This window comes from uncultured Olsenella sp. (assembly GCF_959602185.1).
GTDB classification, from domain to species: Bacteria; Actinomycetota; Coriobacteriia; order Coriobacteriales; family Atopobiaceae; genus Olsenella_I; species Olsenella_I phocaeensis.
Map to the genome: position 1 here is coordinate 16,258 of NZ_CAUGRZ010000012.1, position 26,072 is coordinate 42,329.

Consider the following 26,072-nt stretch of genomic DNA (forward strand, 5'->3'; position numbering starts at 1 on the left):
CATGCGACATGCGTGTGGTCCCTTGGGGCCGCGCGCTAACCTCTTGTAGCAAGAATCCACCCGTTGGTCCCGGTTCCGAGGAAGGTCGCGCACATGGCACGCAAGCCAGGCCCCACAAGCAAGAAGCGCCTCGCCAAGGCGAAGCCTGCCGCCTCCACGGTCGGCGGTGGGGGCAAGGCCGGTGTCGCGGGCTCCCGTGAGCGCCGCGAGGCCCGCAAGAGGCGTGTCACCGCCATAGTGGTGGGGGCCTTCGCGGTGCTCATGGCCCTTTCCATGATGTTGCCCTCGCTCGCCGCGATCTTCTCGCCCGCGTCGTCCTCGAAGACCGCCGACGCCAGCCAGAGCCAGGCGAGCTCCGACTCCAGCTCCCAGGACCAGTCCTCGGGCGACTCCGCGACGGACTCCGCCGCCACCGGCATCGACGCCGTCAACGCCCGGTACCAGAAGGACGTGGACGAGCTCAAGGCCAGGCTCGACTCCGACCCCAAGGGCCTCGCCACCCTCCTCAACCTGGGCAACGACTACATGAGCTGGGCCTACGCCTCCAGCTCCTACGCCACGAGCAACGACCAGAAGGCGCAGGTCGCGGAGCTCTGGAAGAGCGCCATCTCCTACTATGACCAGTACCTCGAGCAGAAGGACTCCAACGCCGTGCGCGTCAACCGAGCCCTCTGCCAGCTTTACTCGGGCGACACGGACGCGGCCAGGACCGCCCTCGAGGAGCTGACCGCCGCGCAGCCCGACTACGGTCCCGCCTGGGCCAACCTCGGCATGGTCTACGAGGCGGCCGGCGAGTCCGACTCCGCCAGGGAGGCCTACCAGAAGGCGGAGGAGAAGGACGCCAACGACGAGTACGGGGCCAAGAGCTACGCCCAGAGGCGGCTTGCGGCCATGGATGCCGCGGCGAAGGCGGCCGACTCCGGCAGCACGTCCGGCAGCGGCACGTCCGGTCAGACCGGCGCGACGGGGACGAGCTCGGGCACCACGACCCAGGGCCTCTCCGACGTGCTCGCGAGCAAGTCCGGCACCAGCCTGTAGGACCACGAGCAGGGGCTTGCGGCCCCGCATCGACGAAGGAGCGAAGATGGGAATCTCCATTACGAGCGGCCGGAGGGGAGAGACGAGCGTGCTCTCCGTCGTCGGCGAGGTGGACGTGTCCAACGCCAGCGAGCTGCGCGACGCTCTCGACCGCGCCATCGAGGAGGGCCCCGCGTCCATCGAGGTCGACTTCTCCGAGGTGCCCTACATAGACTCGACCGGCATCGGCGTGCTGGTCGGTGCCGCGCACCGCAGCGCCGACGCCAACGCGACGCTCAGCGTGACCAACCTTCAGAAGAACATAGCCCGTGTGCTCTCGCTCCTCGGCGTCGACAAGGAGCTCGGGGCGGGAACCCAGGAGTAGGGGGCCATCTTGTTTGGCATAGGAGAGACCGAGCTCGCGATCATCGTGCTCTTTGCGTTCCTGCTCTTCGGCCCCGACAAGCTGCCGGGCATGGGGCGGACCATCGGCCGCGCCATCAGGCAGTTCCGCGAGGCGCAGGAGGGCTTCACCTCCGTCGTCCAGGCGGAGGTCATCGACCCCCTGAACGAGGCCATGGGCGATCCCGCCCAGGCGAGCAAGGCGCGCGACGCCCGCCGTTCCGCCCTCGACGAGGACTCCGACCTCGACGCGGACGCGGACGTCCCCTCCCGTCGCAGCACCGAGACCTTCGCCCAGCGCAAGGCCCGCCTTGAGGCGGAGCGCGCCGCGGCCCAGAAGGAGGCCGCGTCGGCTCAGGAGGAGCCCGTGCCCTCGGAGCCCGCGCCCGTCTCGCCAGCGGACGGGACCAAGGGCGAGGGCGCGACGGTCACCGGCGCCGACGAGGCGACGGCCACGTCCGAGGACGCTCCGGCCGTGCCCGAGGAGGCGCCCGCGAAGCCGGACACCTCCGCCGCCGCCCTCTATGCCATGAGGCCCCGAAAGCGCAGGGACGCTGACTCCAGCACGACCGTTCCCGTCCCCGATTCGGACGCGGACTCCGGCGCCGACGCGACGGATCCCAAGGAGGACTAGACAATGCCTATCGGACCAGCGCGCATGCCGCTCATGGACCACCTGGGCGAGCTCAGGCGGCGCCTCACCATCGTCGTGGTCTCGGTCCTCGTGACCGCCGTCGTGGTCTATGCCGCCACGCCCACGCTCATCGACATGATGATGGACCCCATCCGCTCCTCGCTCCCCGAGGGGACGACGCTCACCGTCCTCACCGTCCTGGGCGGCTTCACCATCCGCTTCAAGGTGGCCATGTTCTTCGGCGTGATCGTCTGCACGCCCATCATCGTCTGGGAGGCCATGGGCTTTTTCCTGCCCGCCCTCAAGGAGAACGAGCGCAAGTGGGTCGTGCCCACGGTGGGCGCCATGGTCGTCCTCTTCTTCCTGGGCATGCTCTTCTGCTACTTCGTGATCCAGAAGGCGGCCATCGGGTGGATGGTCGACCAGGCCATCGACTTCGCGGGCGTGATCGCGGACGCCGAGGACTACCTCAACATCATGATGCTGCTCGAGATCGGCTTCGGCCTCGCCTTCCAGCTTCCGCTCGTGATCTTCTACCTCTCGGTCCTGCACCTGGTCCCCTACAAGACCCTGCGCGAGCAGTGGCGCACCGTCTACGTGGCGCTGCTCGTGCTCTCGGGCGTCGTCACCCCCGACGCCTCGCCCGTCACCATGATCCTGATGTTCGCCGCCCTCGTCGCCCTGTACGAGGTGGCCCTCGCCGTCGCCCGCTACGTGCTCGTCGCGCGTGACGGCAAGGAGTCGCTCAAGTGGACCCGCGAGGAGTACCAGGACCACAAGCTCGAGGAAGAGGACGACTAGTTGAAGCTCGTAGTCACCGAGAAGAACGACGCCGCGCAGCAGATCGCACGCCTGCTCTGCACCACGGGGAAGCCCAAGGCCGACAAGGTCTACGACACGCCCGTCTATCGCTTCTCGCATGACGGGGAGGACTGGGTGACCATAGGCCTCAGGGGCCACATCATGCGGCCCGACTTCCCCGTGGAGCTCAGGTACAGCAAGGAGGACGGCTGGGTCGGCGTCACCAAGGAGGGGGAGGTCCTCCCCGCCAGCATCCCCGACGGCCTCGCCCGCCCGCCCTACGAGAAGGTGCGCAAGCCCTTCACCAAGGACGGCGTCGACGTGAAGGGCTGGAAGGTGGCCAGCCTCCCGTACCTGGTGTGGACACCCATCCAGAAGGAGCCGGCCGAGAAGGGCATCATCCGCGCCCTCAAGAACCTGGCCAAGAAGGCCGACTCCATCGTGATCGGCACCGACTTCGACCGCGAGGGCGAGCTCATCGGCTCGGACGCCCTGCGCCAGATGCGCGAGGTGGCCCCGGACACGCCCGTGAGCCGCGCGCGCTACTCCGCCTTCACCAAGGCCGAGATAGACCATGCCTTCCAGAACCTCGTGGAGCTTGACCAGGACCTGGCCGACGCGGGCGAGAGCCGCCAGTACATCGACCTCATCTGGGGCGCCGTGCTGACGCGCTACCTCACCATGGCCCGCTTCGGCGGCTTTGGCAACGTGCGCTCCGCCGGCCGCGTCCAGACGCCCACGCTGGCCCTGGTGGTCGAGAAGGAGCGCGAGCGCGAGGCCTTCGTGCCCGAGGACTACTGGGTCATCTCGGGCCAGCTCGCGCCGCAGGGCGACGTGGACGAGGACGCCCGCTTCAAGGTGTCGCACGCCACCGCCCGCTTCAAGGACGAGGCTGCCGCAAAGGCCGCCTTCGAGCGCGTCCGCGACGCCCGCGAGGCGACGGTGACCAAGGTGGAGAAGAAGAGCCACACCACCCGTCCGCCCGCGCCCTTCAACACCACCTCGCTCCAGGCCGCCGCCGCGGCGGAGGGCATCTCTCCCGCGCGCACCATGCGCCTGGCCGAGGGCCTCTACATGGACGGCCTCATCTCGTACCCGCGCGTGGACAACACGGTCTACCCCAAGTCGCTTGACCTCAGGGAGGTCGTGGAGGCGCTGAGCGCCGTGCCGCAGTACCGTCCCACCTGCTCCAGGCTCCTGGCGGGAGGGCCCCTGCACCCCACCCGCGGCAAGCAGGAGACCACCGACCACCCGCCCATCTACCCCACCGCCGCGGCCGACCCGGACCGCCTGGAGGGGCCGGCGTGGAGGCTCTACAACCTCATCGCCCGCCGCTTCCTGGCGACGCTCGAGGACCCCGCGGTGAGCGAGAGCACCAAGCTGGGCTTCGACGTCGCCGGCGAGCCCTTCCAGGCCAGCGGCACCGTGATCGTGAAGCCGGGCTTCCGCGCCATCTACCCCTTCGGCTCGCGCAAGGACGAGCAGCTGCCCGCCCTTGCCGAAGGAGACGTCTGCGACGTGGTCGGGATGGGGCTCGAGGCCAAGCAGACCGAGCCCCCCGCCCGCTACAGCCAGGGCCGGCTCATCCAGGAGATGGAGAAGCGCGGGCTGGGCACCAAGTCCACGCGCGCCTCGATCATCCAGCGCCTCTACGACGTGAAGTACCTCAAGAACGACCCCGTCGAGCCCAGCCAGCTGGGCATGGCGGTCATCGAGGCCCTGACCCAGTACGCGCCGCACGTGACGAGCCCCGACATGACGGCGGAGCTCGAGGCCGACATGACCAAGGTGGCCGAGGGCAGCGACACCCAGGAGGGCGTGGTCACGCACTCCAGGGCGCTGCTCGCGGGCATGATCGACGCCCTGATCGAGCACAAGGACGACCTGGGCGACGCCATCGCCGACGCGGTCACCGCCGACGCCAAGGTGGGCACCTGCCCCAAGTGCGGCCGCGACCTGGTCATGAAGAGCTCGGCCAAGACCCGCGGCAGCTTCATCGGCTGCATGGGCTGGCCCGACTGCGACGTGACCTACCCCGTGCCCTCAAACGTGAAGGTGGCGCCCATCGAGGGGGAGGCCGGCGTCTGCCCCAAGTGCGGCGCGCCGCGCATCAGGTGCACGCCCTTCCGCTCCAAGCCCTACGAGGTCTGCGTCAACCCCGCCTGCGAGACCAACCGCGAGCCCGACCTGGTGGTGGGGGAGTGCGCGACCTGCAAGGCCGCGGGCACCCACGGCGACCTGATCGCCCACAAGAGCGAGCGCACGGGCAAGCGCTTCATCCGCTGCAGCAACTACGACGTCTGCGGGACGAGCTACCCGCTGCCCCAACGCGGAGAGCTCCATGCCACCGGCGAGGTCTGCGAGCACTGCGGCGCGCCCATCGTCGAGGTGGTCACCCAGCGCGGCCCCTGGCGCATCTGCGTCAACATGGACTGCCCGGGCAAGGAGAAGAAGCCCGCCCGTGGCAGGGGCGCCAAGCGCGGCTCGGGAACGACGCGCGGCTCGGGCGCGCGCGGGAGCAGGGCCAAGAAGGGCTAGGAGAGAGGGACGACGAGGGGCGTGACGACGGCAGGACGGGAGGGGAGCCTCATGAGCCAAGCAACTTACGGGTCCGCGAAGGCCCCTGCCGTGCCCGCGCGAGGCGCCTTCGTCAGCCTCGAGGGAATCGACGGGAGCGGCAAGTCCACCCAGGCGGCGCTCCTCGCCCGCCTCATGGAGGGGGTCGGCCTGGAGGTCGTGAGCCTGCGCGAGCCCGGCGGGACCCAGGTCTCGGAGAAGGTCCGCTCCATCCTCCTCGACCCCGCCAACGACATGATGGCGGACGAGTGCGAGCTTCTGCTCTACGAGGCCTCGCGGGCGCAGCTCGTGCGCCAGGTCATCGTGCCCGCCCTCGCGCGGGGGGCCGTGGTGCTCTGCGACCGCTACTACGACTCCACCTATGCCTACCAGCACGGCGGGCGCGGATTGGACGAGGGCCTGGTCAGGCGCTGCAACGAGTTGGGGAGCTGCGGCCTTTCGCCTGACCTCACCCTGCTTCTGGACATCGACCCCGCTCTGGGCTTCGAGCGCGCGACCCGTGGCGGCGTCGACCGCATGGAGGAGGCGGGCCTCGCCTTCCAGAGGAGGACGCGCGACGCCTACCTGCGCCTTGCCACGGAGGAACCCGCGCGCGTGCGCGTGATTGACGCGCGAGGCAGCCAGCGCGAGGTCCTGGGACGGCTCGTGGGCGAGCTCGTCGCGCTCCTGCCCGCGCTTTCGGGGCGGGACCTGGAGGACCTGAACGTCCCCCTCCCCAAGGGAGGAGAGTAGCTTGGCCGCCCAGGGCAGGGACCCGCTGCAGCCGGCCGTCCCCCCCGCGCTGGAGGGGCTGGGCCAGCAGCCCCGCGTGCGCGCGTTCCTCTCCACCGCCCTCGCCGAGGGGCGGCTGAGCCAGGCCTACCTCTTCCTGGGAGCCCCCGGCTCCGGCATGGAGGAGGCGGCCCTCTCCCTCGCGCAGTGCCTCGTCTGCCCCAACGGCGGCGACGCCAGCTGCGACGAGTGCATCCGCGTGGCCCATCACACCCATCCCGACGTGCGGCTGGTCTCTCCGGGAAGCGCCGGCGGCTACCTGGTGTCTCAGGTGCGCGAGCTCCTGGACGACGTCTGTCTGGCGCCGGTGCGGGCGAAGGCGAAGGTCTACATCGTCCAGAATGCCGGCCTCCTGCGTGACGCTGCAGCAAACGCCCTGCTCAAGACCATAGAGGAGCCGCCCTCGGGCGTGTACTTCATCCTCATCGCGCGTTCTGCCGCGGCGGTCCTGCCCACCATCGTCTCGCGCTGCCAGCAGGTGCCGTTCCGCATCTTGGGCGAGGACGACGCCCTCCAGGCGCTCGCGGCGATTGACGGCGCCAGCGGTGCCGAGGCGAGGATAGCCCTCTCCGTCGCCGGGACCCCCGACCGCGCCGCCGAGTTCCTGGCCTCGCCCGAGCGCCGCCAGCTGCGTCGCCTCGTGGTGCGCAGCCTCGGCGAGCTGGGGCGCGATGACTCCTGGGACGTGCTCGTCGCCGCTCGCAGGATAGTGGCCGAGGTCGGAGCCCCCTTGGACGGCCTGCGCGTGGAGCAGGAGGAGTCGCTCAGGGAGGGCAGCGACTACCTGAGCACCGCCGCCCTGCGCCAGCTCGAGCTCGACCAGCGCCGAGAGCTCACCGCCAAGGAGCGTTCGGGTATGATGGAGGCCCTGGCAGCCGCAGAATCCCTGCTCAGGGACGTGCTCTTGCGCTGCGAGGGCGCCCGGGAGGCAATCGTGAACGAAGACGCGGCCGACGTGGTGGACCGCATCGCGAGCGGCGCGGGTACCGAGGGCGTCATCCGGGCCCTCGACGCGGTCCTCGAGGCGAGGCACCAGCTCGCCCGCAACGTAAACCCCCAGCTGGCCCTTGAGGCCATGCTTCTCTCTGCCAAGGAGGCACTCGCATGCCCACCGTCATCCCGGTGAAGTTCAAGTATGCGTCCAGGGACCTTTGGTTCGACCCCGCGGGCACCGGTGCCCAGGAGGGCGACCACGTGATCTGCGCCACCGAGCGCGGACAGGAGATCGGGCTCGCCACCATGGACGCGCTCGAGCTGGGCGAGGAGGAGCTCGCCCAGACCATCGGCGAGTCCCGCCTCAAGTCGGTCCTGCGCATCGCCACGCAGGAGGACCTCAACCACGCCTCCCGCCTGGCGGACCAGGGCGAGAGGGACCTCGTCACCTTCAGACGACTCGTCCACGAGTCCGGGCTGGACATGAAGCCCGTGGGTGTGGAGCACCTCTTCGGCGGCGACAAGGTGGTGTGCTACTTCTCGGCCGACGAGCGCGTGGACTTCAGGCAGCTCATCCGCGATCTGGCCCGCGAGCTGCACGGTCGCATCGACATGAGGCAGATCGGCGTGCGCGAGGAGGCGGCGATCGTGGGCGGCTACGCCCACTGCGGCCAGGAGCTCTGCTGCGCGCGCTTCGGCCACCAGTTCGAGCCCGTCTCGATTCGCATGGCCAAGGAGCAGGACCTGCCCCTCAACTCCACCAAGATCAGCGGCGCCTGCGGGCGCCTCATGTGCTGCCTGCGCTACGAGTTCGAGGCCTACCGCGACTTCAAGTCACGCGCGCCCAAGCGCAACGCCGTCATTGACACGCCGCTGGGCAAGGCGAAGATCGTGGAGTACGACACGCCCAAGGAGCAGATCGCCCTCAGGCTCGAGAACGGCAAGCAGATCCGCGTGCCGCTCTCGGGCATGCAGGCGAGCGAGGCCGCGGTGCGCAAGAGCGAGGAGCTCCACTGCCCCTGCAGGCCCGACACCGTGACTCGCGAGGCGCTTGACAGGCTCGAGTCTCCCGACGTGCAGATGGCGCTCGCCGAGCTCGACCGCGCCAACGGCGTGGGCGTCGAGCAGGGCTTCGACTCGTCGGACATCTTCGTGAAGATCAGGCATCGCCGCAGTCACGGCAGGCAGGAGCCTGGCGCGGGGGAGTCCGGAAGCGGCGCCAGGGGTGCTGCGGGCCCGCGCTCGTCGGCACAGGATGCCCCCCGCCCCCGCAGGAGGCACCAGGACGACGCCGCGGATGCCGGGCCCGAGCAGGGGCCGGCCACCACACCGCGCCAACGTCGCCGCAAGAAGCGTCCCGGGGCGGGCATGGGCGACTCGGCTCAGCGGCGTGACGCCGCAGAGCACACGCAGGCCCAGGGCGGCGGCGCGTCCCAGCCCGCCACGAACCACCGTCGCAGGCGCCACCACTCCTCGGACGGCAGCGAGGGCCAGGCGGGCGGTGGCCAGCAGGCCACGCAGCAGGCGCCCAAGGCGGGGGAGAGGCCCCGCGGCACGCAGTCCACGAGGCGCAAGCGCCATCCGGGAGACCATGGCGGCCAGCAGCAGGCGTCGCAGCAGGCCCAGCAGCCCAACGGCGGCAGGAGCCCGCGCCGGCGCGGCCAGGACCGGCAGCCGGGAGGCCCCAGTGAGCGCCTGCAGCAGAGGTCCGGCGAACCCGGCGGCTCATCCGACGGGGCCGAGAAGGCCCGCCGTCGCCGTCGCCGCGGCGGCAGGGGCCGCGGCCAGGGCGGATCCGAGGGCAAGGGCGGAAGCGCGCCCTCCGGCGAGTAGGGGGCGCACATGCCGTACGGACTCAAGACCGAGGCGAGTTTCGACGGGGCCCACTTCCTCACTGACTACTATGGCAAGTGCGAGAACCTCCACGGTCACCGCTGGCGGGTTGTCGCCTACCTGAGGCAGCCCAGCCTGCAGGACGAGGGGACCATGCGCGACATGGTCATCGACTTCGGCGTCTTCAAGCGCGCCCTGCGCTCGCTCGTGGCCGAGCTCGACCACAGCTTCCTGGTCGAGGAGGGCTCGCTCAAGCCGGGCACCATCCGCGCACTCGAGGAGGACGAGGGATTCTCGCTCAGCGTCCTTCCCTTCCGCACGACGGCCGAGAACCTCGCCCGTTACTTCGCCGACCGCCTCCTGGAGGAGGGCATGCCGGTGAGTCAGGTCGACGTGTACGAGACCCCGCTCAACTGCGCCTCCTACTTCGTGGAGTAGGGTTTCGGCTCGGGTAGCGCGTCTCTCTCGCCTGGCACTTCGTTCGGTCTTCCCGCCTGGAATCCCCGCCGAGTGCGCAAGCTTAAAGGCTTGCAGCTTCGCGAGTGCGCAAGCTTAAAGGCCGGAATTGCGCACTCGACAACGAAGACCGCCCCTCTCGCCACGAAGGGCCAGGTGGCCGGAAGCCGAGTGCGCAAGCTGAAGCCTTCAGACTGCGCACTCGACGCTTGCCTGTGGGGGAGAGGGGCTGCGACTGGGTTGGCTGCGGACCCTGAAAGCGAAAGACACCGCAGCTGACCCCAGCCGGGCTAACCCCTGGCTTGTCCTAGCTGTTGTGCGCCATGACGTTGTTTACGCTGACGACGAGTGGCATAGACGGGAGGCCTCGGCGACCCGCTGTCCCGACTCGACGTGCTCGACCAGAGTCCGTCGCATCCTCGGGGCCGGCCTTGTGCTGGGATGCCGCGACACGGGAGGCCCCTTCCTCGCTGCAGGCCTCGACAGTCCACTGTTTGGCGGGAGCCTCCCTATTTGTCGCTACCGGGGCGCAAACTTTGTCGGTACCGAGGCGTAAACAACTTCTTGGCACCAAACGGCTAGGACCTCGCGCGCTCGGCGACCGCAGCGGCGACCACGTCTGCCACGCGCCTGTCCAGCGCGCTGGGGATGATGAACTCCGCGCTGAGCTCCTCGTCCGTCACCAGGCCGGCGATGGCGTGCACCGCAGCGACCTCCATCTCCTCCGTGATCCTGGGCGCGCGGGCAGCGAGGGCGCCCTTGAAGATGCCGGGGAAGACCAGCACGTTGTTGATCTGGTTGGGGAAGTCGGACCTGCCGGTTGCCACGACCCTCGCACCTCCCGCAAGCGCCTCGGCGGGCATGATCTCGGGCGTGGGGTTGGCGCAGGCGAAGACGATGCCCTCGTTCATGGTCGCGACCATCTGGCTCGTGAGGAGTCCCGGCTGCGACACGCCGATGAAGGCGTCTGCCCCGCGCAGGACGTCCGCGAGCGATCCGGACTCGCGTGCGCGGTTGGAGATGCGGGCGACCTCATCCTTGGCGGGGTTGAGCCCGTCGCGCCCCTCGTAGATGGCACCCTGGCGGTCGCAGAGTATGACGTCGCCGAAGCCCATGTGGATGAGAAGGGTGGCGATGGCGATGCCCGCCGCCCCCGCGCCGCTCATGACGACCCTGAGCTCGCCCATGCGCTTGCCCGTCAGGCGCACGGCGTTGAGTAAGCCTGCGGCTGTGACGATGGCGGTTCCGTGCTGGTCGTCGTGGAAGACGGGGATGTCGCAGAGCTCCTGGAGCCTGCGCTCGATCTGGAAGCAGCGCGGCGCGGCGATGTCCTCGAGGTTGATGCCGCCGAAGCTCTTGCTGATGAGCTGCACCGTGCGGACGAACTCGTCCACGTCGTGCGTGTCTACGCAGAGGGGGATGGCGTCGACGTCGCCGAACTCCTTGAAGAGCAGGCACTTGCCCTCCATCACGGGCATGCCTGCGGCGGGACCGATGTCCCCCAGGCCCAGGACGGCCGTGCCGTCGGTGATGACGGCCACCAGGTTGCCGCGGCGCGTGAGCTCCCAGCTCCTCTGGTAGTCCCTCTGGATCTGGCGACAGGGCTCTGCCACGCCCGGCGTGTACAGGAGCGCGAGGTCCTCCGCCGTCCGCGCCTCGGCGCGCGCGATGACCTCGATCTTGCCGTGAAGCTCCTCATGCAGCCTCAGACTGCGCTCGCTCGTCTCGTTCATCTGCTAGACCATCTCCTCTGGCTTGAACACCCGGTCGAACTCCTCCGCGCTGAGGAAGCCCAGCGCCACGCAGGCCTCGCGCAGGCTCGTCCCCTCCTCGTACGCCTTGTGCGCCACCTGTGCGGCCCGCTCGTAGCCGATGTGCGGGTTGAGGCAGGTGACGAGCATCAGCGAGTCGTGGAGGTTGCGCTCCATGCGCTCGCGGTTGGCCTTGAGACCGCTCAGGCAGTGCTCGTCGAAGGACGCCATCGCGTCCGAGAGCAGCCGCACGCTCTGCAGGAAGTCGTGGGCGATCACGGGCATGAAGACGTTGAGCTCGAAGTTGCCCTGGCTCGCGGCGAAGCCGATTGCGGCATCGTTGCCCATGACCTGCACGGCGACCATGGTGAGCGCCTCGCACTGGGTGGGGTTGACCTTGCCCGGCATGATGGAGCTGCCGGGCTCGTTGGCCGGGATGCTTATCTCGCCCAGGCCCAGCCGCGGGCCCGAGGCCAGCCAGCGCACGTCGTTGGCCAGCTTCATGAGGTTCGCCGCCAGCGCCTTGACGGCGCCATGCGAGAAGACCACGGCGTCCTTGGCGGTGAGCGCGTGGAACTTGTTGGGGTCGGTCTGGAAGGGCTCGCCGGTGAGCTCGGCGAGCCTGGCCGCCACGAGCCTGTCGAAGCCCGCCGGTGCGTTGAGACCCGTGCCGACGGCGGTCCCGCCCAGGGCGAGGCGGCGCAGGCCCGGGAGGCTCGCGCGCAGCTCCTCGACGGCGGACTCCACGAGCCCGCGCCAGCCAAATATCTCCTGGCTGAAGGCTATGGGCACGGCGTCCTGAAGGTGGGTGCGGCCGCACTTGACGATGCCCTCGTTCTGGCGCTCGAGCCGCGCGAGGGTCGCCACCAGGCGCTCGGCGGCGGGGATGAGGCGCTGCGTCACGGCCAGGTCGGCCGCCACGTGCAGGGCGGTGGGGAAGGTGTCGTTGGAGCTCTGGCTGCGGTTGACGGAGTCGTTGGGGTGCAGCGGGACCGAGAGGGCGAGGCCCCTCTCGCCTGCGATCTGGTTGCCGCGTCGGGCGAGGACCTCGTTGAGGTTCATGTTGGTCTGGGTGCCGGACCCCGTCTGCCAGACCTTGAGTGGGAAGGCGTCCGCGTGACGGCCCTCGAGCAGCTCGTCGCAGGCGGCCTCGATCGCGGTGGCGGCGCTGGGCTCGAGGCAGCCAAGCTCGACGTTGGCCTGGGCCGCCGCCTTCTTGACCAGCGCGAAGGCATGGATGAGCTCGGGGGGCATGGTCTCGGTCCCGATGCGGAAGTTCTGGTACGAGCGCTGTGTCTGGGCGCCCCAGAGCGCGTCCGTGGGAACCCGCACCTCTCCCATGGAGTCGTGCTCGATGCGATATCCGTCCACGTTCCTCCCTCTGCCCGTCTTGCTTGTCCGTTGTCGCGTGCTGGCGGCCTGCCCCACGGAGCGGCGCCTCGCCGTGCGTCCGCCCCCCTCGCCGTGCCCGTTCGTGTCGGTGCTAGTCCATCGAAACGGCCGAGACGATCTCTTCCAACGCCCGGTTTGCCTCGGGGATGGGATACAGCGGGTAGTTCGCGTTGAGGCCCGAGCCCACATGGAGCTCGGAGTGGATGCCCGCCGCGTTGACGCGCTGGTGGAAGAGGACTGCGTCCGGGTGGAAGAGCTCCCTCGTGCCCGTGAAGACCATCACGTTGCGAAGCATGCGCACGCCGCCGTTGATGGGGCTCACGCGCGGGTCGTTGATGTCCAGTCCCTTGGCCCAGGTGTGGGCGATGCGCCGCAGGCCCTGGAGGGCGAACATGGGGTCTGCCGCCTCATAGGCGGCGACGTCGGGGTTGGCCAGGCTGGCGTCCACCCAGGGCGAGATGAGCACGAGCCGCTCCGGCTGGGGCAGCCCGAGCTCGGGGAGCAGCTGGCAGAAGGAGGCGGCGATGCCCGCGCCGGAGGCGTCCCCCATGAGGGTCACCGAGTCAGCGCCGTACTTCTCGACCATGGAGCGGTAGAGCCCCTCGATGGCGGCGAAGGCCTCGTCGTGGCCGTGGACGGGCGCAAGCGGGTAGATGGGCGCCACGACCTCGGCGCGCGTGCGGCGGGCCAGGCTGTCGAGGAAGCGCCAGTGATAGATGGTGGGCTGGTTCACGAAGCACGTGCCATGCAGGTAGACGACCGCGCGGTCGTTGAGGTTGCGGCGGTTGAGGACGAAGGTCTGCATGCCCTCGAAGTCGCTGTCCTCCACCGAGACGCGCAGCCCCACGAGGGGTGGCAGGGAGTAGCGCTGCTCGTTGCTCTCGGCGTGGGCGAGTATGTAGTTGTCCCAGGCTATGGGGTCTGCCATGCGGTTCTTGTCGGAGGTCACGCGGTTGTAGACCTCTGAGGCGGTGGCGATGTTGGACCTGCGATAGTAGAGGTGCGAGACCGCCGAGTAGGCGGCGAACAGCGCGACGGGCGTTGCTGCCGCGACGGCAAGGGCCTTGGTCGCCGTGCCGCTGAGTTGCTTGGACATGCTGCCTCCTGCCTTGCCCGGTAAGTGGGCCTCGGCCTTCGCCTGCGCGGGTGGGGCCGCGTCGCCCCGCCCGGGGCGCGGGCCTGCCCTGGGCACCATTCTAGTGCCGGCACCCGCCTTGGTGTCCGCGCCAGCCTGGGTCCTGCGACCAATATGCAGCTTTTGGGCTTGGGAGGACCCTTCCTTGCGTCACGTCCGTGAGGGGTGGCCGTCCTAGCAGGCGCTTACCCCTCTCAACTTGTTGCGCCTATTCATTCTCTACCGCTTAATTTTGCATATGTATGGCATATTATCTGTGAATAGATGGTTAGGCGAGAGAAAATATTCCTACTTAGGAGGGTGTCATGCAGCACTCGTGCTAGGATGCCCGCAGTGGCAAGACATCAGGTGCGCCGCCGCCCGGCCGCGCAGAAGGAGGGACGCATGAAGAAGTTCGTCGCCGAGGACTCGTTCTGGGAGCTCTTCCCCGAAGCATCCATCGGCATCGTTGCCGTGGACGGCATCCTGCCCACCGACCAGGTGAGCGAGGAGGCGGCGAAGAAGGCAGCGCGCCTGCTCGACCGCGCCAACCTCAAGGCAAGCGACTGGCTCACCAGCAACACCATCAGCGAGAACGAGGTCGTGGCCGTGTGGCGCGACGCCTACCGCAGGTTCAAGACCAAGAAGGGCGCCCGTTGCTCGGTCGAGAACCTGCTCAAGCGCGTGCTGAAGGACAACCCCGTTGGCCACATCAATCCCTCCGTCGACCTCTCCAACGCCATCTCGCTCAAGTACGCGCTGCCCATCGGCGCCGAGAACATAGACGCCCTCGAGGGTACCTTCCGCCTGGCCGTGACCGAGGGCGGCGACGAGTACCTGCCCATCGGCGAGGACGAGTCGGACCCCACGCTGCCGGGCGAGCTTGCCTACATCGATGATGCGGGCGCCGTGTGCCGCTGCTGGAACTGGCGTGACGGCCAGCGCACCGAGGTGACGGACCAGACCCCGCACTGCGTCTTCATCATGGAGAACCTGCAGCCGGAGCGCGCGGGCGACCTGAGGGCCGCCATCGACGAGCTTGCCCAGCAGCTGGAGGAGCTCCTGGGCGCAACGGTCCAGAACAAGGGCATCGTCACCCGAGACAACCCGGAGTTCGTACTCGAGGCATAGGGCCTGATCAGGGGGCTGGGCGAGAATGGCGGGGTGGACGCGCGAATGTCGTCCGCCCCGCCTGTCTGTGCGCGCGTGCTATGGTCGCGCCGCCTGGCATCGCCTTTCGAGCCCCCTCAGGAGCCCCCTCGGTGGCTGCTCTGGGCCGTCTGTCCGTCTCACGTCGCGGGGACCTTGAGCCGGCTCAGGTCGACGCCCTCGTGCTCGAGCAGCCACGTCTTGCGCCAGATGCCGCCCGCGTAGCCGGTGAGGCTGCCCGTCGAGCCGACCACCCTGTGGCAGGGTACGATGACGCTTATGGGGTTGTGGCCGACTGCCGCGCCCACTGCCCGGGCTGAGACCCTCGTCCCGTCGTCCCTCCCGGCAGCGATCGCTCGTGCGACGTCGCCGTAGGTAGTCAGCGTCCCGCATGGTATGACCTCGAGCTCGCGCCAGACCTCCTCCTGGAACGGGGTCCCTCTCAGGGCCAGGGGAGGCAGCGTGGGGGAAGGGGCGCCGTCGAAGTACGCGTCGAGCCAGTCACAAGCGGCGGAGATGCCCGGTGCGCGCCGGGCCTGCGGGCCTCGTATGACGTCCCTCTCGCCCAGATGCTCCCCTGGATGTCCCAGCCGCACGTCGAGCTTGTCTTGGAAATATCTCTGTCCCTCGAACCAGAGGCCGCACAGGCGCTCGCCGTCGCTTGCGAGCACGACTGTCCCGATGGGCGACTCGTATTCGAGCAGGTATGTCAACGACATGGCCCTCTCCTTCCCTGTGCGATCTTCTCCGACAGCAAACGGGCGTACTCGTCGGGCTTGACGCACTGGAGGCCGCAGTGGTTGTAGCCCTCTGCGTCAATGAACTCCGCATCCGGGTACGTACTTTGGACCCTCTTGCGCGATGCGCGTGCCGACTCCTTGCTGCCCCAGACGAACACGCTACGGCGCACCACGTCGGGCGGCAGCTCAGGCAGCCTGCACTCGCAGAAGGTCCTGCACTCGTTGGTCAGCGTGGCGTCCGAGACGAACGTGCACACCTCCGCACAGTTGCCGAGAATCTCCCGGTACATCGGTGCGTCATCTCCCAGGAAGTGCCTGAGCACGCTGCCCTCCAGCACCTTGTCGACGTCGATCTTCCATGGCGTGCCGTCCGGCCTCCTCCTCCCGATTCCCAGCACGCGGCGGAACAGCCGTCGCATGAGGTTCTCGACCGGCCTTGGCAGGTCGAAGAAGGGTCCGCCGTCGTAGAACCAGACGTCGGCAGAGACCGAGCCCTCCCGAGCGACGTCAAGCACGCTGATCGCGCCCATCGAGGTCCCGTGCGCCATGGCAAGGTGGTCGATGCCACGTCCGTGCAGCCACGAGACCATGCCTTCGGTTGATGCCTCCTTCGAGAGGTAGTCCCCTCCGCCCTTCACGTGCCCGTCGAGGGTCACGGTGACGACGTGGAAGCGGTCGCACAGCCGACGAGCGATGGGCAGCTCCGAATCGCCCGTGCAGAACGAACCGGGCACCATGAGTATCGTCGGTGCCTTGGGGTCTCCCAGTTCGTCGAACCTCACGTGACTCTCCCCTCGGGACCTGCCGGCAGCTGCGGACTGGTCGTGGTGCCCGTGGCGTGCCCCCTCGTCGTCCCAGTGCTACTCCAGGACGTAGCTGTCGACTATCTCGCCGTAGTAGATCTCGTGGTAGTAGCAGCTCCCGCTCGCATCGACGTCGGTGACGTCTGCGGGGTAGAAGCGCTCGCGCGTAGCCTTGGGCACGGCGTCCCTGTCCATCATCTGCCCGTAGACGACCTTGCACTCCAGGGTGATAGGTGCCTCGGCGATCGCGGGGACGTCCACCTTGCTCCCATTCGCGAGCGTGAGCCCGAGCAGCTCCGCCTTGTCCACATGACGGCCGCTCTTGGTGCCGGCGACGGCGAAGATGCGCTTGCTCAGGCGGTCGAGGGGGACGTTGATGGTGAACTGGGGGTTCTTCTCGAGCAGGGCATGGGTGTGGCGGCTCGTGCGGACGAAGGCGGTGAAGGTGGGCTTGCCCCAGAGGGTTCCGATGAGCCCCCAGCCTATGACCATCGTGTCCACTTCGCCCTCGGCCTTGGTGGTGAGCAGGATGCCACGGGCGTTGGCCTTCGTGATGGCGCTCGCGTATTCGTAGGGGTCGATGTGGCGCTTCTCCATGATGGCTCCAATCGCCGGGCTGTGGCCCCGCGACCCTCGTGGGGCGGGGTGGTCGTTCCTTGGGAGGAGTGTACGCCTCGAACGTTGCGAGTCCGCATGCGTTTTGCGGCAGCTGGCGGGGCGGCGGAGTCGCCGCGCCGCGACCCTGGGCTACGCCCTGCGACGAGGGGGCCAGGGCACGACCCTGTTAACCCGCCTGCAGTAGTCCAGGTACGTGCTGCCGTGCAGCTCGGCAAGCCAGCGCTCCTCCGTGCGCCGCATGAGCAGGGTCAGCGCGAGCCAGTGGATGGGTGTCAGGACGAGGAGCCAGAGGTTCCCGGCGACGAGGATCGCGCCGAGGCAGGCGATGAGGAAGGCGGAGTAGATGGGATTTCTCACCCAGGCGTAGACGCCCGTGGTCACGAGCTCGTTTCTCTCCACGTGGGCGTCGATCTTGGACACGACGGCTCCCATGACCCATACGGCCACGGCAAGCGCTGCGAGGATGGCACCCGCGACCACGAGCGGCAGCTCGAGTTCGAGGACGCTTGCGCGTGGCAGCATGCCGAGCCTGGTCGCCGCGATTCCCGCAGCCGTCGTCAGGAGGATGCACGCCACGTATGCCGGCCCCACCCCGAACAGGGGCAGGTGGTCCCTCTCGCCCATGTGTCTCCTTTGCCCGCTTACCACTAATTAGCTTTGGCTAACTGTTTTCTGACGACATCGTAGCACGGGCCGTCGGGGTATACCTTTTGGCAGACTGACTATCATGCAAATGGGCACGACTGCGCACGGCAAGAGGGGAGAGCGCCATGGAGTTCAAGATGGTACGTGCGAAGAGGGAGCTGGGCCGCGAGGAGGCACTCGCGCTCTTCGCGTCCGCGTCGAACGCGGTGCTCTCGACCGTGGACCCCGACGGCGAGCCCTATGGCGTGCCCATCAGCTTCGCGCTCGAGGGCGGCCGCATCTACCTGCACGGCTCCATGAAGGGCGGCCATCGCCTGACCAACCTGGGCGCAGGCTGCAGGGCATGCATCACCGTGGTCGCCCAGGACGACGTCCAGCCTGCGGAGTTCACCACGAGGTACGCCTCCGCCATGGCGTTCGGGCGTCTGCGTCCCGCCGCGGACGACGACGAGAAGCGCGCGGGGCTCATGGCCCTGCTGCGCAAGTACGCGCCCGGCCACATGGAGGCGGGCATCCGCTACATCGCCGCGGCGCTGCCCAAGACCTCGGTGACCGTGCTCGAGATCGAGCGCGTGAGCGGCAAGAGCAACGTGCGCGGCTAGCGCGCGCAGCTTTCCAGCGCCTGCGCGACCAGCTCGAGTCCGCGGGTGTCCTCGGGAAGGAAGCGGCCGCGCATCGGGCTGTCTATGTCGAGCACGCCGACGACCCGGCCGTCCGCGTGCAGCGGCACGACGACCTCGGACGCGCTCGCGCTGTCGCAGGCGATGTGACCCGGGAAGGCGTGGACGTCCTCCACGAGCTGGAGCTCGTCCGTCGCGGCGGCGGTCCCGCAGACTCCCCGGCCCAACTCGATGTGCACGCAGGCGACCTTCCCCTGGAAGGGCCCCAGGACGAGCCTGCCCTCACCTTCCGGGATGAGGTAGAAGCCCGCCCAGTTGACGTCGGGCAGCGCCTCGTAGATGAGCGCCGACGCGTTGGAGAGCAGCGGCATCCAGCGCGGGTCCTCCTCCGCGAGGGCCCTGACCTGCTCGGCGAGTAGCCCGTAGTCGGGTCGCTCCGCGTGGCTCACGTGTTCCATGGTGGTCCTCCGTCCTGATGGGCCTTTGTCGTGGCGGCCCGTGCCCCGCGTGCGTGCGGCTCCACTTGCGATACAGTCAATGGGTTGACGCGTCCGGCGCCTCTCCCACAGGCGTCCGTCACCAAGCTACTTATCGCACAACCCAAGGGGGAAGCTCGTGAGGCGCACAAAGATCGCAACGCTCTACGCAGACATGGACCGCCTGGGCGGCCAGGAGCTGACGGTCGCCGGGTGGGTCCGCTCCATCCGCGACATGAAGAACTTCGGCTTTGTGACCCTCAACGACGGCAGCTGCTTCAAGGACCTGCAGGTCGTCCTCAACCGCGAGTCCCTGGGCGAGCGCTACGACGAGCTCGTGGGCCAGAACGTCGGCTCCGCCCTCGTCGTGCGCGGCACGCTGAGCCTGACGCCCGACCGCCCCCAGCCCTTCGAGCTCCAGGCCTCCGAGGTCGTGGTGGAGGGCCCCTCCGCCCCCGACTATCCCATGCAGAAGAAGCGCCAGACCCGCGAGTACCTGCGCACCCAGCAGCATCTGCGCAGCCGCACCAACCTCTTCCGGGCAATCTTCCGCGTGCGCAGCGTGGCGGCCTACGCCATCCACAGCTTCTTTCAGGAGAACGGCTTCGTCTACGTCAACACGCCCATCATCACCGCGAGCGACGCCGAGGGTGCGGGGGAGATGTTCCGCGTCACCACCCTGGACCCCAAGAACCCGCCCTTGCTCGAGGATGGCAGCGTCGACTGGAGCCAGGACTTCTTCGGCAAGATGACCAGCCTCACCGTCTCGGGCCAGCTCCAGGCCGAGAACTTCGCCCTGAGCTTCGGCGACGTCTACACCTTTGGTCCCACCTTCCGCGCCGAGAACTCCAACACCCGCCGCCACGCCGCCGAGTTCTGGATGGTCGAGCCCGAGATGGCCTTCTGCGACCTCGACCAGGACATGGACGTGGCCGAGCAGATGCTCAAGTACGTGATCAACTACGTGCGACAGACCTGCCCCGACGAGCTGGACATGTTCAACCGCTTCGTGGACAAGGGCCTGCTCGAGCGCCTCGAGCACGTGGCCACGAGCGACTTCGCGCGCGTGAGCTACACCGACGCGATCAAGATCCTGGAGGATGCCCAGGCCGCCGGCACGAAGTTCGAGTATCCCGTGAGCTGGGGCGCCGACCTCCAGACCGAGCACGAGCGCTACCTCACCGAGCAGCACTTCAAGAGGCCGACCTTCGTGACCGACTATCCCGCCGCGATCAAGGCCTTCTACATGCGCATCAACGACGATGGCAGGACCGTGGCCGCTGCGGACTGCCTGGTTCCCGGCATCGGCGAGATCATCGGCGGATCCCAGCGAGAGGAGCGCCTCGACGTGCTCGAGAGCCGCATCCGCGAGCTGGGCATGGACCCCGAGCAGTACCGCTACTACTGCGACCTGCGCCGCTATGGCGGCTGCCACCACTCCGGCTTCGGCTTGGGCTTCGAGCGCCTGGTCATGTACCTCACCGGCGTGGACAACATCCGCGACGTCCTGCCGCACCCCCGCACGGTGGGCAACGCGGAGTTCTAAGGCTCCCGTCCCCCACGCGCGAATAGACCGGCATTCGAGCGGCCCCGCCCTGCGGCAACGTGGACGGGGCCGCTCGACCATTTGGACGGGGGCCTTCGCCCCGCTCTTGCCATGCAAGGCAGGGGCCGGGCGTTTCAGAGGCCGAAGAGCTCGGCGTGCGATCCGGTGCGAACGGCGGTCAGTATGAGGCGCGTATCGTCGATGCGATAGACGAGCAGCCAGTCCGGGCCTATGTGGCACTCACGGTGCCCGCCAAGCCTGCCGGCGAGGGCGTGGTCACGAAAGCGCTCCCCAAGCACCTCTCCCTTGCGCAGGAGGGTGATCACCTCGCCGAGCCTCTCTAGGTCCGCGCCTTGCCTGCGTCTGCGACGAACGTCCTTCTTGAACTGGGAGGTATAGGCCAGGCTCAGCACGGCTACTCTCCGTCGTCGAAGATGGAGGCCCACATCTCCTCGTTTGACTCGAACGGGCCCGTGACGCGTCCCTGCTCGGCGTCTTCCATCGCCCTGAGCGTGGTGCGGGGAAGGCCGTAGGGGTTGGAGGGGTCGAAGGGGAATCCTCCCCTGCGGTTGAAGGCCGAGACGAACATCCTGAGCGCGTTGCTGGGGGAGGTCCCGATGGAGTCGCATATCTGGGTGAAGAGCGTCTTCTCGTCAGACGTGACCTTGGTGGAGAGTGCCGCATTGGCCAAAGTTCCTGCCATATTCCTCACTCCTTATAAGCCAATGTCATCTATTAGATTCGATTGTACTCCACACAAAGGCATTTATCGATATCTGAAGAAAATGGTTAGGATTGGAGTTCACAACGCCACGACCCATCGTCCCTCTCGCCGGAGGCCGCCCTGCACTGACGAGGGGCCGTGTGTCGGTGGCAGCCGCAAAAAGGACGCAAAGTGTCCAACTGGTTACGTATCAAGAAACTTTTCTTCTCAAAATCGCCATTTTAATCACTCCCTTGCATTTCTGATGCAAACATACGCACAGGCCGCTACGCCGCAGCCATAGCCGTGAGGGGCGGCGGCTCGGTGGGCCAAGACGCCATATCAGGCTTTGTGCATCAGAGAGGGAGTACACATGGCTAGCACCAAGGCACAGATCTCCAGAAGGAACTTCGTCAAGGCCATGGCGACCGTCAGCGCGGGCAGTGCCTTCGCCCTCGCCGGCTGCGGCAGCCAGCGCGCCGGCGGCTCCTCCAAGTCCGCCGACGGCGACTTCACCATCACCTTCGCCCAGGCCTCCGACCCCCGCGGCCTCGACCCCGCCATGGTCGACGACGGCGAGTCCGCCATGGTCATGGTCCAGGTCTACGAGAACCTCCTGCAGTACGAGGACGACTCCTGCGCCGTCAAGCCAGGTCTCGCCGAGTCCTACGAGGTCTCTGACGACGGCCTCACCTACACCTTCAAGATCCGCACCGGCGTGAAGTACCACGACGGCACTGACTTCAACGCCGCTGCGGCCAAGGCCTCCATCGAGCGCCAGCTCGAGCCCCAGCGTACCGAGGACATGCCCTACGCCGCCTTCACCTTTGGCTCCGAGGCCGACGGCAACGGCATCGCCTCCATCGACGCCCCCGACGACACCACCCTCGTCATCAAGCTGCGCGCCGCCTCCACCGCCTTCCTGGCCAACCTCGCCATGTGCATGGCCTCGCCCATCGTGAGCCCCACCGCCGCCGAGGGCGGCAAGCTCAACGAGAGCCCCGTCGGCACCGGTCCCTACAAGTTCGTGAGCTGGACCAAGAACTCCGACATCAAGCTCGAGCGCAACGAGGACTACTGGGACAAGGACAACGCCGGCAAGGCCAAGAACATCGTCTTCCGCTTCATCGCCGAGAGCGCCTCGCGCGTCACCGCCCTGGCCAACGGCGAGGCCGACATCATCAGCGGCATCGACGAGGCCGTGGTGAGCCAGGTCGAGAACAACGGCGACAAGGTCTACAAGACCGACGGCATGAACATCAACTACCTCGCCTTCAACACCCAGAGCGAGACCTTCAAGACCGCCGACGCCCGCAAGGCCTTCGCCAAGGCAGTCAACGTCCAGGAGCTCGTGGACAGCCTCTACAACGGCTACGCCACCTACGCCAACTCCGTCATGCCCCTGTGGATGGCCCCCTACGACTCCGACATCCAGCAGACCCAATACGACCCAGACGCGGCCAAGTCCGAGCTCGCCGCCCTGGGCATCACCAAGGTCAAGTGCATCACCTACTCGGTGTCGCGTCCCTACAACGGCAAGGGAGGCACCGCGCTCGCAGAGTCCGTCCAGGGCTACCTGAGCAAGGTCGGCGTCGACATGACCATCGACCAGTTCGACTGGACCTCCTACAAGGACGCCGTCCAGGCGGGCAACTACGACGTCTGCTTCTATGGCTGGAACGGCGACAACGGCGACCCCGACAACTTCATGAACCTCCTCTCGGTCGACGACACCGCCATGAACGTCGCACGCTACTCCAACGACGAGTACAAGGCGCTCATCGCCAAGGGCCTCTCGACTCCGGCGGGCTCCGAGCGTGACGACGTCTACCACCAGTGCGAGCAGATCGTGGCCGAGGACCAGGTCTGGCTGCCCATCTCGCACTCTCAGAACCTCCTGGGCCACAAGGCCAACGTCGAGGGCTACGTCTACCACCCGACGGCGGTCGTGTTCCTGAGGAACTGCACCAAGTCTGCCTAGCCCTGGACGGGGGAGAGACGCCCCCATCCAAGGCCGAGGGACATCCCGAGGCAACGCTGCGACTCGGGCCGGACGCGAGCCCGGTCCGAGTCGCGCTTCTGGTGGCGCGCGCGGAGGGGCGCATGTCGCCGGACCCGACAAGAGCGAACAGATGAGAAGAGAGAGGAGGAAGACACGTGCTGAGATATGTGATCAAGCGCGTCCTGCAGGCGATTCCCGTCCTGTTGGGCCTCTCGATCGTGGTCTTCCTGATCATGCGCGTCTTCTCGGCCGACCCTGCCAGCGTCGTGCTCGGCGAGCATGCCACGCAGGAGCAGATGCAGGCCTGGCGAGAGGCGAACGGGCTTACGGCCCCCATCGTGGTGCAGTACCTCAACTTCCTGGGATCGGCCCTCCGCGGCGACCTGGGGACCTCGTACTACACCCACACCTCCGTCACGACCGAGATCATGAGCCGCTTCCCGGCCACCGTCGAGCTTGCCATCGTCGCCATCATCGTGGCGTCCGTGCTCGGCATCGTGCTCGGCGCGCTCGCGGCGGTCCACAAGGGCTCCTTCGTGGACGGCCTCAGCACCTTCGTGGCGCTGGTGGGCGTCTCGATGCCCATCTTCTGGTCCGGCGTGCTCATGATCATCCTCTTCGCCGGCACCCTGCACGTCCTGCCCTCGGGCGGGCGCATCGACCCGCTTCTGGCGCCGGTGGGCGGCACGGGCCTCTTCATCCTTGACACGCTGCTCTCCGGCGACTTCGAGGCCCTGGGCAACGCCCTGCAGCACATCGTGCTGCCGGCCCTCGCGCTCTCGCTCTACTCGATGGCCATCATCACGCGTATGACGCGCTCCAGCATGCTCGAGACCCTGGGCGAGGACTACGTCCGCACCGCCCGCGCCAAGGGCCTGCCCAAGGGCAGCGTCGACCGCCATCACGCCTTGCGCAACGCCATGCTGCCGGTCACCACCGTCATCGGCCTGCAGTTCGGCAGCCTCCTGGGCGGTGCCCTCCTCACCGAGACCGTCTTCGCCTGGCCCGGCATCGGCAAGTACGTGGTCGACTCCATCCTGAAGTCCGACTTCCCGGTGGTCCAGGGCACCGTGCTTCTCATCGGCGTGATCTTCGTCGTCATCAACCTGATCGTGGACATCGTGTACGCCTACCTTGACCCGCGCATCAAGTACTCGCAGGAAGAGGGGTGATCTTGGTGGAGAAGACACTCGACTCCGGGCAGGAGCCCATGGGGCCCACGAAGGGCGTCGACGCCGCCAGGCCGCAGAAGGCGGAGTCCATCTGGAAGGACGTCTGGTACTCGCTGAGCCACAACGGCCCGGCCATGGCCAGCCTGGTCTTCATCGGCCTCGTCGTGCTCATAGCCGTCGTCACGGCCATCGCCCCCGGCGTGCTCCCGTACGACCCCTACGAGCAGGACCTGACCCAGTCCTTCGCCGCGCCCAGCGCCGCGCACTGGTTTGGCTGCGACCAGCAGGGCCGCGACATCCTGGCCCGCATGATGGTGGGCGCGCAGGTCTCGCTCACCGTCGGCCTCATCTCGGTCGCGCTGTCGCTCGTGGTGGGCGTCACCCTGGGCGCCATCGCCGGCTACAAGGGCGGCAGGGCCGACACGGTGATCATGCGCCTCATGGACATCATGCTCGCCGTGCCCTCGATCCTCCTGGCCATCACCTTCATGGCGGCGCTCGGCAAGGGCATCGACAAGGCGGTCATCGCCATCGGCCTGGTGTCCATCCCCGAGTACGCGCGCATCGTGCGCAGCCAGGTCCTCGCGGTCAAGGCAAACGACTACGTCAGCGCCGCCCGCGTCATAGGCGACTCCGACGCCAAGATCATCTTCCGTCACATCCTGCCCAACGTGGCTCCCTCGATCATCGTCCGTGCCACCTTGGGCATCTCGGGCGCCATCCTCGACGCCGCCGCCCTGGGCTTCCTGGGGCTCGGCGTCCAGCCACCCCAGGCCGAGTGGGGCGACATGCTGGGCCGCGGCCGCGACTACATCTTCCAGGCTCCCCACGTCATGATCTTCCCGGGCCTCGCCATCACCCTCACCGTCCTCGCGTTCAACCTGCTGGGAGACGGCATCCGCGACGCCTTCGACCCCAAGAGCAGGAGGCGCTAGCATGGCACTCCTCGAAGTGAGGGACCTCGTCACCGAGTTCCCCACCCGCAAGGGCACCGTCCGTGCCGTGGACGGCGTGAGCTTCTCCATAGACCGCGGAGAGATACTGGCCGTGGTGGGCGAGTCCGGCTCCGGCAAGAGCGTGACCTCCCTCAGTATCATGGGGCTCCTGCAGAAGCCGGGACACGTGGCCTCCGGCAGCATCAGCTTCGACGGCACCGACCTCCTGTCACTCAGCGACAAGGAGATGGAGCAGGTCCGAGGCCAGAGGATCTCGATGATCTTCCAGGAGCCCATGACCTCGCTCAATCCCGTCTACCGCGTGGGCGACCAGATCGTCGAGGCCATCCAGACGCACACGCCCATGAAGAAGGACCAGGCCTGGGAGCGTGCGGTCGAGATGCTGCGCGTGGTGGGCATCCCCTCTCCCGCGGACCGCGCTCGCGACTACCCGCATCAGATGTCGGGTGGCATGCGCCAGCGCGTCATGATCGCCATGGCGCTGGCCTGCAACCCCCAGCTGCTCATCGCCGACGAGCCCACCACGGCCCTCGACGTGACCATCCAGGCGCAGATCCTTGACCTCATCTACCAGCTGCGCGACGAGTTCGACATGGCCGTGCTCTTCATCACCCACGACCTGGGAGTCGTCTCGGAGGTGGCCGACCGCGTGGTGGTCATGTACTGCGGCGAGGTGGTCGAGGAGGCGGAGAAGGTCGCGTTGTTTGAGAGGCCCCTGCACCCCTACACGCTGGGCCTCCTGAACTCGATTCCGCGCCTCGAGGACGACGACTCCAAGCGCCTCTACACCATCAAGGGCACCGTGCCCAACCCGCTGGACATGCCCTCGGGCTGCCCGTTCTCGGACCGCTGCGACCGCTGCATGGAGCGCTGCCGCCGCGAGCGCCCCGAGCTCAGGCCCTACCCCGGCGACCCCAGCCGCAGCGTCCGCTGCTTCCTGTACGAAGAGGGGGAGGAGTAG

General features: G+C 67.9%; 26 protein-coding genes. 16 read left to right on the forward strand and 10 right to left on the reverse strand.

The window, feature by feature from the left end:
- Window positions 1-93: 93 nt before the first annotated feature.
- From Q5923_RS08395 to Q5923_RS08435, 9 genes are read left to right on the forward strand one after another with little or no spacing between them, the layout of a single operon-like run.
- Window positions 94-1,038, forward strand: a complete 945-nt coding sequence (locus tag Q5923_RS08395; RefSeq protein ID WP_303133451.1) for a lipopolysaccharide assembly protein LapB — start codon at window positions 94-96, stop codon at window positions 1,036-1,038.
- A gap of 46 nt (window positions 1,039-1,084) precedes the next feature.
- Window positions 1,085-1,402 (forward strand): STAS domain-containing protein, encoded by a 318-nt coding sequence (locus Q5923_RS08400; RefSeq protein ID WP_009278769.1) that lies wholly within the window; start codon window positions 1,085-1,087, stop codon window positions 1,400-1,402.
- 9 nt (window positions 1,403-1,411) lie between these two features.
- Window positions 1,412-2,053, forward strand: coding sequence for a twin-arginine translocase TatA/TatE family subunit (locus Q5923_RS08405; protein ID WP_009278770.1), 642 nt, complete (start codon window positions 1,412-1,414; stop codon window positions 2,051-2,053).
- A gap of 3 nt (window positions 2,054-2,056) precedes the next feature.
- A complete protein-coding gene (gene tatC, locus Q5923_RS08410) occupies window positions 2,057-2,854 on the forward strand; it encodes a twin-arginine translocase subunit TatC (RefSeq protein ID WP_009278771.1) in 798 nt (265 codons plus the stop codon).
- A complete protein-coding gene (locus tag Q5923_RS08415) occupies window positions 2,855-5,392 on the forward strand; it encodes a DNA topoisomerase I (RefSeq protein WP_009278772.1) in 2,538 nt (845 codons plus the stop codon). It begins immediately after the preceding gene.
- Window positions 5,393-5,443: 51 nt separating this feature from the next.
- Window positions 5,444-6,163 (forward strand): dTMP kinase, encoded by a 720-nt coding sequence (gene tmk / locus Q5923_RS08420; RefSeq protein WP_009278773.1) that lies wholly within the window; start codon window positions 5,444-5,446, stop codon window positions 6,161-6,163.
- Window position 6,164: 1 nt separating this feature from the next.
- Entirely contained in the window at window positions 6,165-7,328 is a 1,164-nt protein-coding gene (locus Q5923_RS08425; protein ID WP_234946890.1) for an ATP-binding protein, read from the forward strand.
- On the forward strand, window positions 7,307-8,968 hold the full coding sequence (gene ricT / locus Q5923_RS08430) for a regulatory iron-sulfur-containing complex subunit RicT (protein ID WP_303133456.1): 1,662 nt from the start codon (window positions 7,307-7,309) through the stop codon (window positions 8,966-8,968). Before Q5923_RS08425 ends, ricT begins: the two co-directional genes overlap by 22 nt.
- 9 nt (window positions 8,969-8,977) lie before the next feature.
- Window positions 8,978-9,406 (forward strand): 6-carboxytetrahydropterin synthase, encoded by a 429-nt coding sequence (locus tag Q5923_RS08435; protein ID WP_009278776.1) that lies wholly within the window; start codon window positions 8,978-8,980, stop codon window positions 9,404-9,406.
- 596 nt (window positions 9,407-10,002) lie between these two features.
- Here the strand turns inward: Q5923_RS08435 and Q5923_RS08440 are convergent.
- From Q5923_RS08440 to Q5923_RS08450, 3 genes are all read right to left on the reverse strand, one after another.
- Window positions 10,003-11,157, reverse strand: coding sequence for an NADP-dependent malic enzyme (locus Q5923_RS08440; protein WP_303133459.1), 1,155 nt, complete (start codon window positions 11,155-11,157; stop codon window positions 10,003-10,005).
- 3 nt (window positions 11,158-11,160) lie between these two features.
- Window positions 11,161-12,546 carry a class II fumarate hydratase gene (fumC, locus tag Q5923_RS08445; RefSeq protein WP_009278778.1) on the reverse strand — a complete coding sequence of 462 codons (1,386 nt, stop codon included), beginning with the start codon at window positions 12,544-12,546 and terminating at the stop codon, window positions 11,161-11,163.
- Window positions 12,547-12,658: 112 nt separating this feature from the next.
- Window positions 12,659-13,663 carry an alpha/beta hydrolase fold domain-containing protein gene (locus Q5923_RS08450; protein WP_009278779.1) on the reverse strand — a complete coding sequence of 335 codons (1,005 nt, stop codon included), beginning with the start codon at window positions 13,661-13,663 and terminating at the stop codon, window positions 12,659-12,661.
- Window positions 13,664-14,086: 423 nt separating this feature from the next.
- Here Q5923_RS08450 and Q5923_RS08455 point away from each other — a divergent pair, with 423 nt between their 5' ends.
- A complete protein-coding gene (locus Q5923_RS08455; RefSeq protein WP_009278780.1) occupies window positions 14,087-14,812 on the forward strand; it encodes a B3/4 domain-containing protein in 726 nt (241 codons plus the stop codon).
- A 158-nt stretch (window positions 14,813-14,970) separates the two neighbouring features.
- Here the strand turns inward: Q5923_RS08455 and Q5923_RS08460 are convergent, their stop codons facing one another.
- The 4 genes from Q5923_RS08460 to Q5923_RS08475 all read right to left on the reverse strand — a co-directional run bounded on the left by Q5923_RS08460 (window position 14,971) and on the right by Q5923_RS08475 (window position 17,615).
- Entirely contained in the window at window positions 14,971-15,549 is a 579-nt protein-coding gene (locus Q5923_RS08460) for a methylated-DNA--[protein]-cysteine S-methyltransferase (protein WP_009278781.1), read from the reverse strand.
- Window positions 15,540-16,352 (reverse strand): alpha/beta fold hydrolase, encoded by an 813-nt coding sequence (locus Q5923_RS08465; RefSeq protein WP_009278782.1) that lies wholly within the window; start codon window positions 16,350-16,352, stop codon window positions 15,540-15,542. Before Q5923_RS08465 ends, Q5923_RS08460 begins: the two co-directional genes overlap by 10 nt.
- Before the next feature lie 78 nt (window positions 16,353-16,430).
- The gene (locus tag Q5923_RS08470; RefSeq protein WP_009278783.1) at window positions 16,431-16,970 is read right to left on the reverse strand and encodes a flavin reductase family protein; all 540 of its coding nucleotides are present in this window, start codon (window positions 16,968-16,970) and stop codon (window positions 16,431-16,433) included.
- A 150-nt stretch (window positions 16,971-17,120) separates the two neighbouring features.
- Entirely contained in the window at window positions 17,121-17,615 is a 495-nt protein-coding gene (locus Q5923_RS08475; protein WP_009278784.1) for an isoprenylcysteine carboxylmethyltransferase family protein, read from the reverse strand.
- Between the two features lie 146 nt (window positions 17,616-17,761).
- On the opposite strand from Q5923_RS08475, the gene Q5923_RS08480 reads away from it, so the two are divergent.
- Window positions 17,762-18,238 carry a pyridoxamine 5'-phosphate oxidase family protein gene (locus tag Q5923_RS08480; protein WP_009278785.1) on the forward strand — a complete coding sequence of 159 codons (477 nt, stop codon included), beginning with the start codon at window positions 17,762-17,764 and terminating at the stop codon, window positions 18,236-18,238.
- Here Q5923_RS08480 and Q5923_RS08485 read toward each other — a convergent pair.
- A complete protein-coding gene (locus tag Q5923_RS08485; RefSeq protein WP_303133466.1) occupies window positions 18,235-18,714 on the reverse strand; it encodes a GAF domain-containing protein in 480 nt (159 codons plus the stop codon). The two genes, Q5923_RS08480 and Q5923_RS08485, sit on opposite strands and share 4 nt — an antisense overlap.
- Window positions 18,715-18,871: 157 nt before the next feature.
- Here Q5923_RS08485 and asnS point away from each other — a divergent pair, with 157 nt between their 5' ends.
- Window positions 18,872-20,278, forward strand: coding sequence for an asparagine--tRNA ligase (asnS, locus tag Q5923_RS08490; protein WP_303133468.1), 1,407 nt, complete (start codon window positions 18,872-18,874; stop codon window positions 20,276-20,278).
- A 134-nt stretch (window positions 20,279-20,412) separates the two neighbouring features.
- On the opposite strand, the gene Q5923_RS08495 is transcribed toward asnS, so the two are convergent.
- Both Q5923_RS08495 and Q5923_RS08500 read right to left on the reverse strand, forming a co-directional pair.
- A complete protein-coding gene (locus tag Q5923_RS08495; protein WP_009278788.1) occupies window positions 20,413-20,691 on the reverse strand; it encodes a type II toxin-antitoxin system YafQ family toxin in 279 nt (92 codons plus the stop codon).
- 2 nt (window positions 20,692-20,693) lie between these two features.
- Window positions 20,694-20,981 (reverse strand): type II toxin-antitoxin system RelB/DinJ family antitoxin, encoded by a 288-nt coding sequence (locus tag Q5923_RS08500; protein WP_009278789.1) that lies wholly within the window; start codon window positions 20,979-20,981, stop codon window positions 20,694-20,696.
- Between the two features lie 373 nt (window positions 20,982-21,354).
- Here Q5923_RS08500 and Q5923_RS08505 point away from each other — a divergent pair, with 373 nt between their 5' ends.
- The 4 genes from Q5923_RS08505 (at window position 21,355) to Q5923_RS08520 (ending at window position 26,072) form a co-directional block, all read left to right on the forward strand.
- Window positions 21,355-22,962, forward strand: coding sequence for an ABC transporter substrate-binding protein (locus Q5923_RS08505; protein WP_009278790.1), 1,608 nt, complete (start codon window positions 21,355-21,357; stop codon window positions 22,960-22,962).
- Between the two features lie 176 nt (window positions 22,963-23,138).
- Window positions 23,139-24,155, forward strand: a complete 1,017-nt coding sequence (locus Q5923_RS08510; RefSeq protein WP_009278791.1) for an ABC transporter permease — start codon at window positions 23,139-23,141, stop codon at window positions 24,153-24,155.
- 5 nt (window positions 24,156-24,160) lie between these two features.
- On the forward strand, window positions 24,161-25,090 hold the full coding sequence (gene nikC, locus Q5923_RS08515) for a nickel transporter permease (protein WP_231782261.1): 930 nt from the start codon (window positions 24,161-24,163) through the stop codon (window positions 25,088-25,090).
- A gap of 1 nt (window position 25,091) precedes the next feature.
- Window positions 25,092-26,072, forward strand: coding sequence for an ABC transporter ATP-binding protein (locus Q5923_RS08520; protein ID WP_062530645.1), 981 nt, complete (start codon window positions 25,092-25,094; stop codon window positions 26,070-26,072).

Coding starts and splice junctions, on each gene's coding strand:
- Q5923_RS08395 (WP_303133451.1), top strand. CDS start 94: ATGGCACGCAAGCCAGGCCCCACAAGCAAGAAGCGCCTCGCCAAGGCG.
- Q5923_RS08400 (WP_009278769.1), top strand. CDS start 1,085: ATGGGAATCTCCATTACGAGCGGCCGGAGGGGAGAGACGAGCGTGCTC.
- tatC (WP_009278771.1), top strand. CDS start 2,057: ATGCCTATCGGACCAGCGCGCATGCCGCTCATGGACCACCTGGGCGAG.
- tmk (WP_009278773.1), top strand. CDS start 5,444: ATGAGCCAAGCAACTTACGGGTCCGCGAAGGCCCCTGCCGTGCCCGCG.
- ricT (WP_303133456.1), top strand. CDS start 7,307: ATGCCCACCGTCATCCCGGTGAAGTTCAAGTATGCGTCCAGGGACCTT.
- Q5923_RS08435 (WP_009278776.1), top strand. CDS start 8,978: ATGCCGTACGGACTCAAGACCGAGGCGAGTTTCGACGGGGCCCACTTC.
- Q5923_RS08440 (WP_303133459.1), bottom strand. CDS start 11,157: ATGAACGAGACGAGCGAGCGCAGTCTGAGGCTGCATGAGGAGCTTCAC.
- Q5923_RS08450 (WP_009278779.1), bottom strand. CDS start 13,663: ATGTCCAAGCAACTCAGCGGCACGGCGACCAAGGCCCTTGCCGTCGCG.
- Q5923_RS08455 (WP_009278780.1), top strand. CDS start 14,087: ATGAAGAAGTTCGTCGCCGAGGACTCGTTCTGGGAGCTCTTCCCCGAA.
- Q5923_RS08460 (WP_009278781.1), bottom strand. CDS start 15,549: ATGTCGTTGACATACCTGCTCGAATACGAGTCGCCCATCGGGACAGTC.
- Q5923_RS08470 (WP_009278783.1), bottom strand. CDS start 16,970: ATGGAGAAGCGCCACATCGACCCCTACGAATACGCGAGCGCCATCACG.
- Q5923_RS08475 (WP_009278784.1), bottom strand. CDS start 17,615: ATGGGCGAGAGGGACCACCTGCCCCTGTTCGGGGTGGGGCCGGCATAC.
- Q5923_RS08480 (WP_009278785.1), top strand. CDS start 17,762: ATGGAGTTCAAGATGGTACGTGCGAAGAGGGAGCTGGGCCGCGAGGAG.
- Q5923_RS08485 (WP_303133466.1), bottom strand. CDS start 18,714: ATGGAACACGTGAGCCACGCGGAGCGACCCGACTACGGGCTACTCGCC.
- Q5923_RS08500 (WP_009278789.1), bottom strand. CDS start 20,981: ATGGCAGGAACTTTGGCCAATGCGGCACTCTCCACCAAGGTCACGTCT.
- Q5923_RS08505 (WP_009278790.1), top strand. CDS start 21,355: ATGGCTAGCACCAAGGCACAGATCTCCAGAAGGAACTTCGTCAAGGCC.
- Q5923_RS08520 (WP_062530645.1), top strand. CDS start 25,092: ATGGCACTCCTCGAAGTGAGGGACCTCGTCACCGAGTTCCCCACCCGC.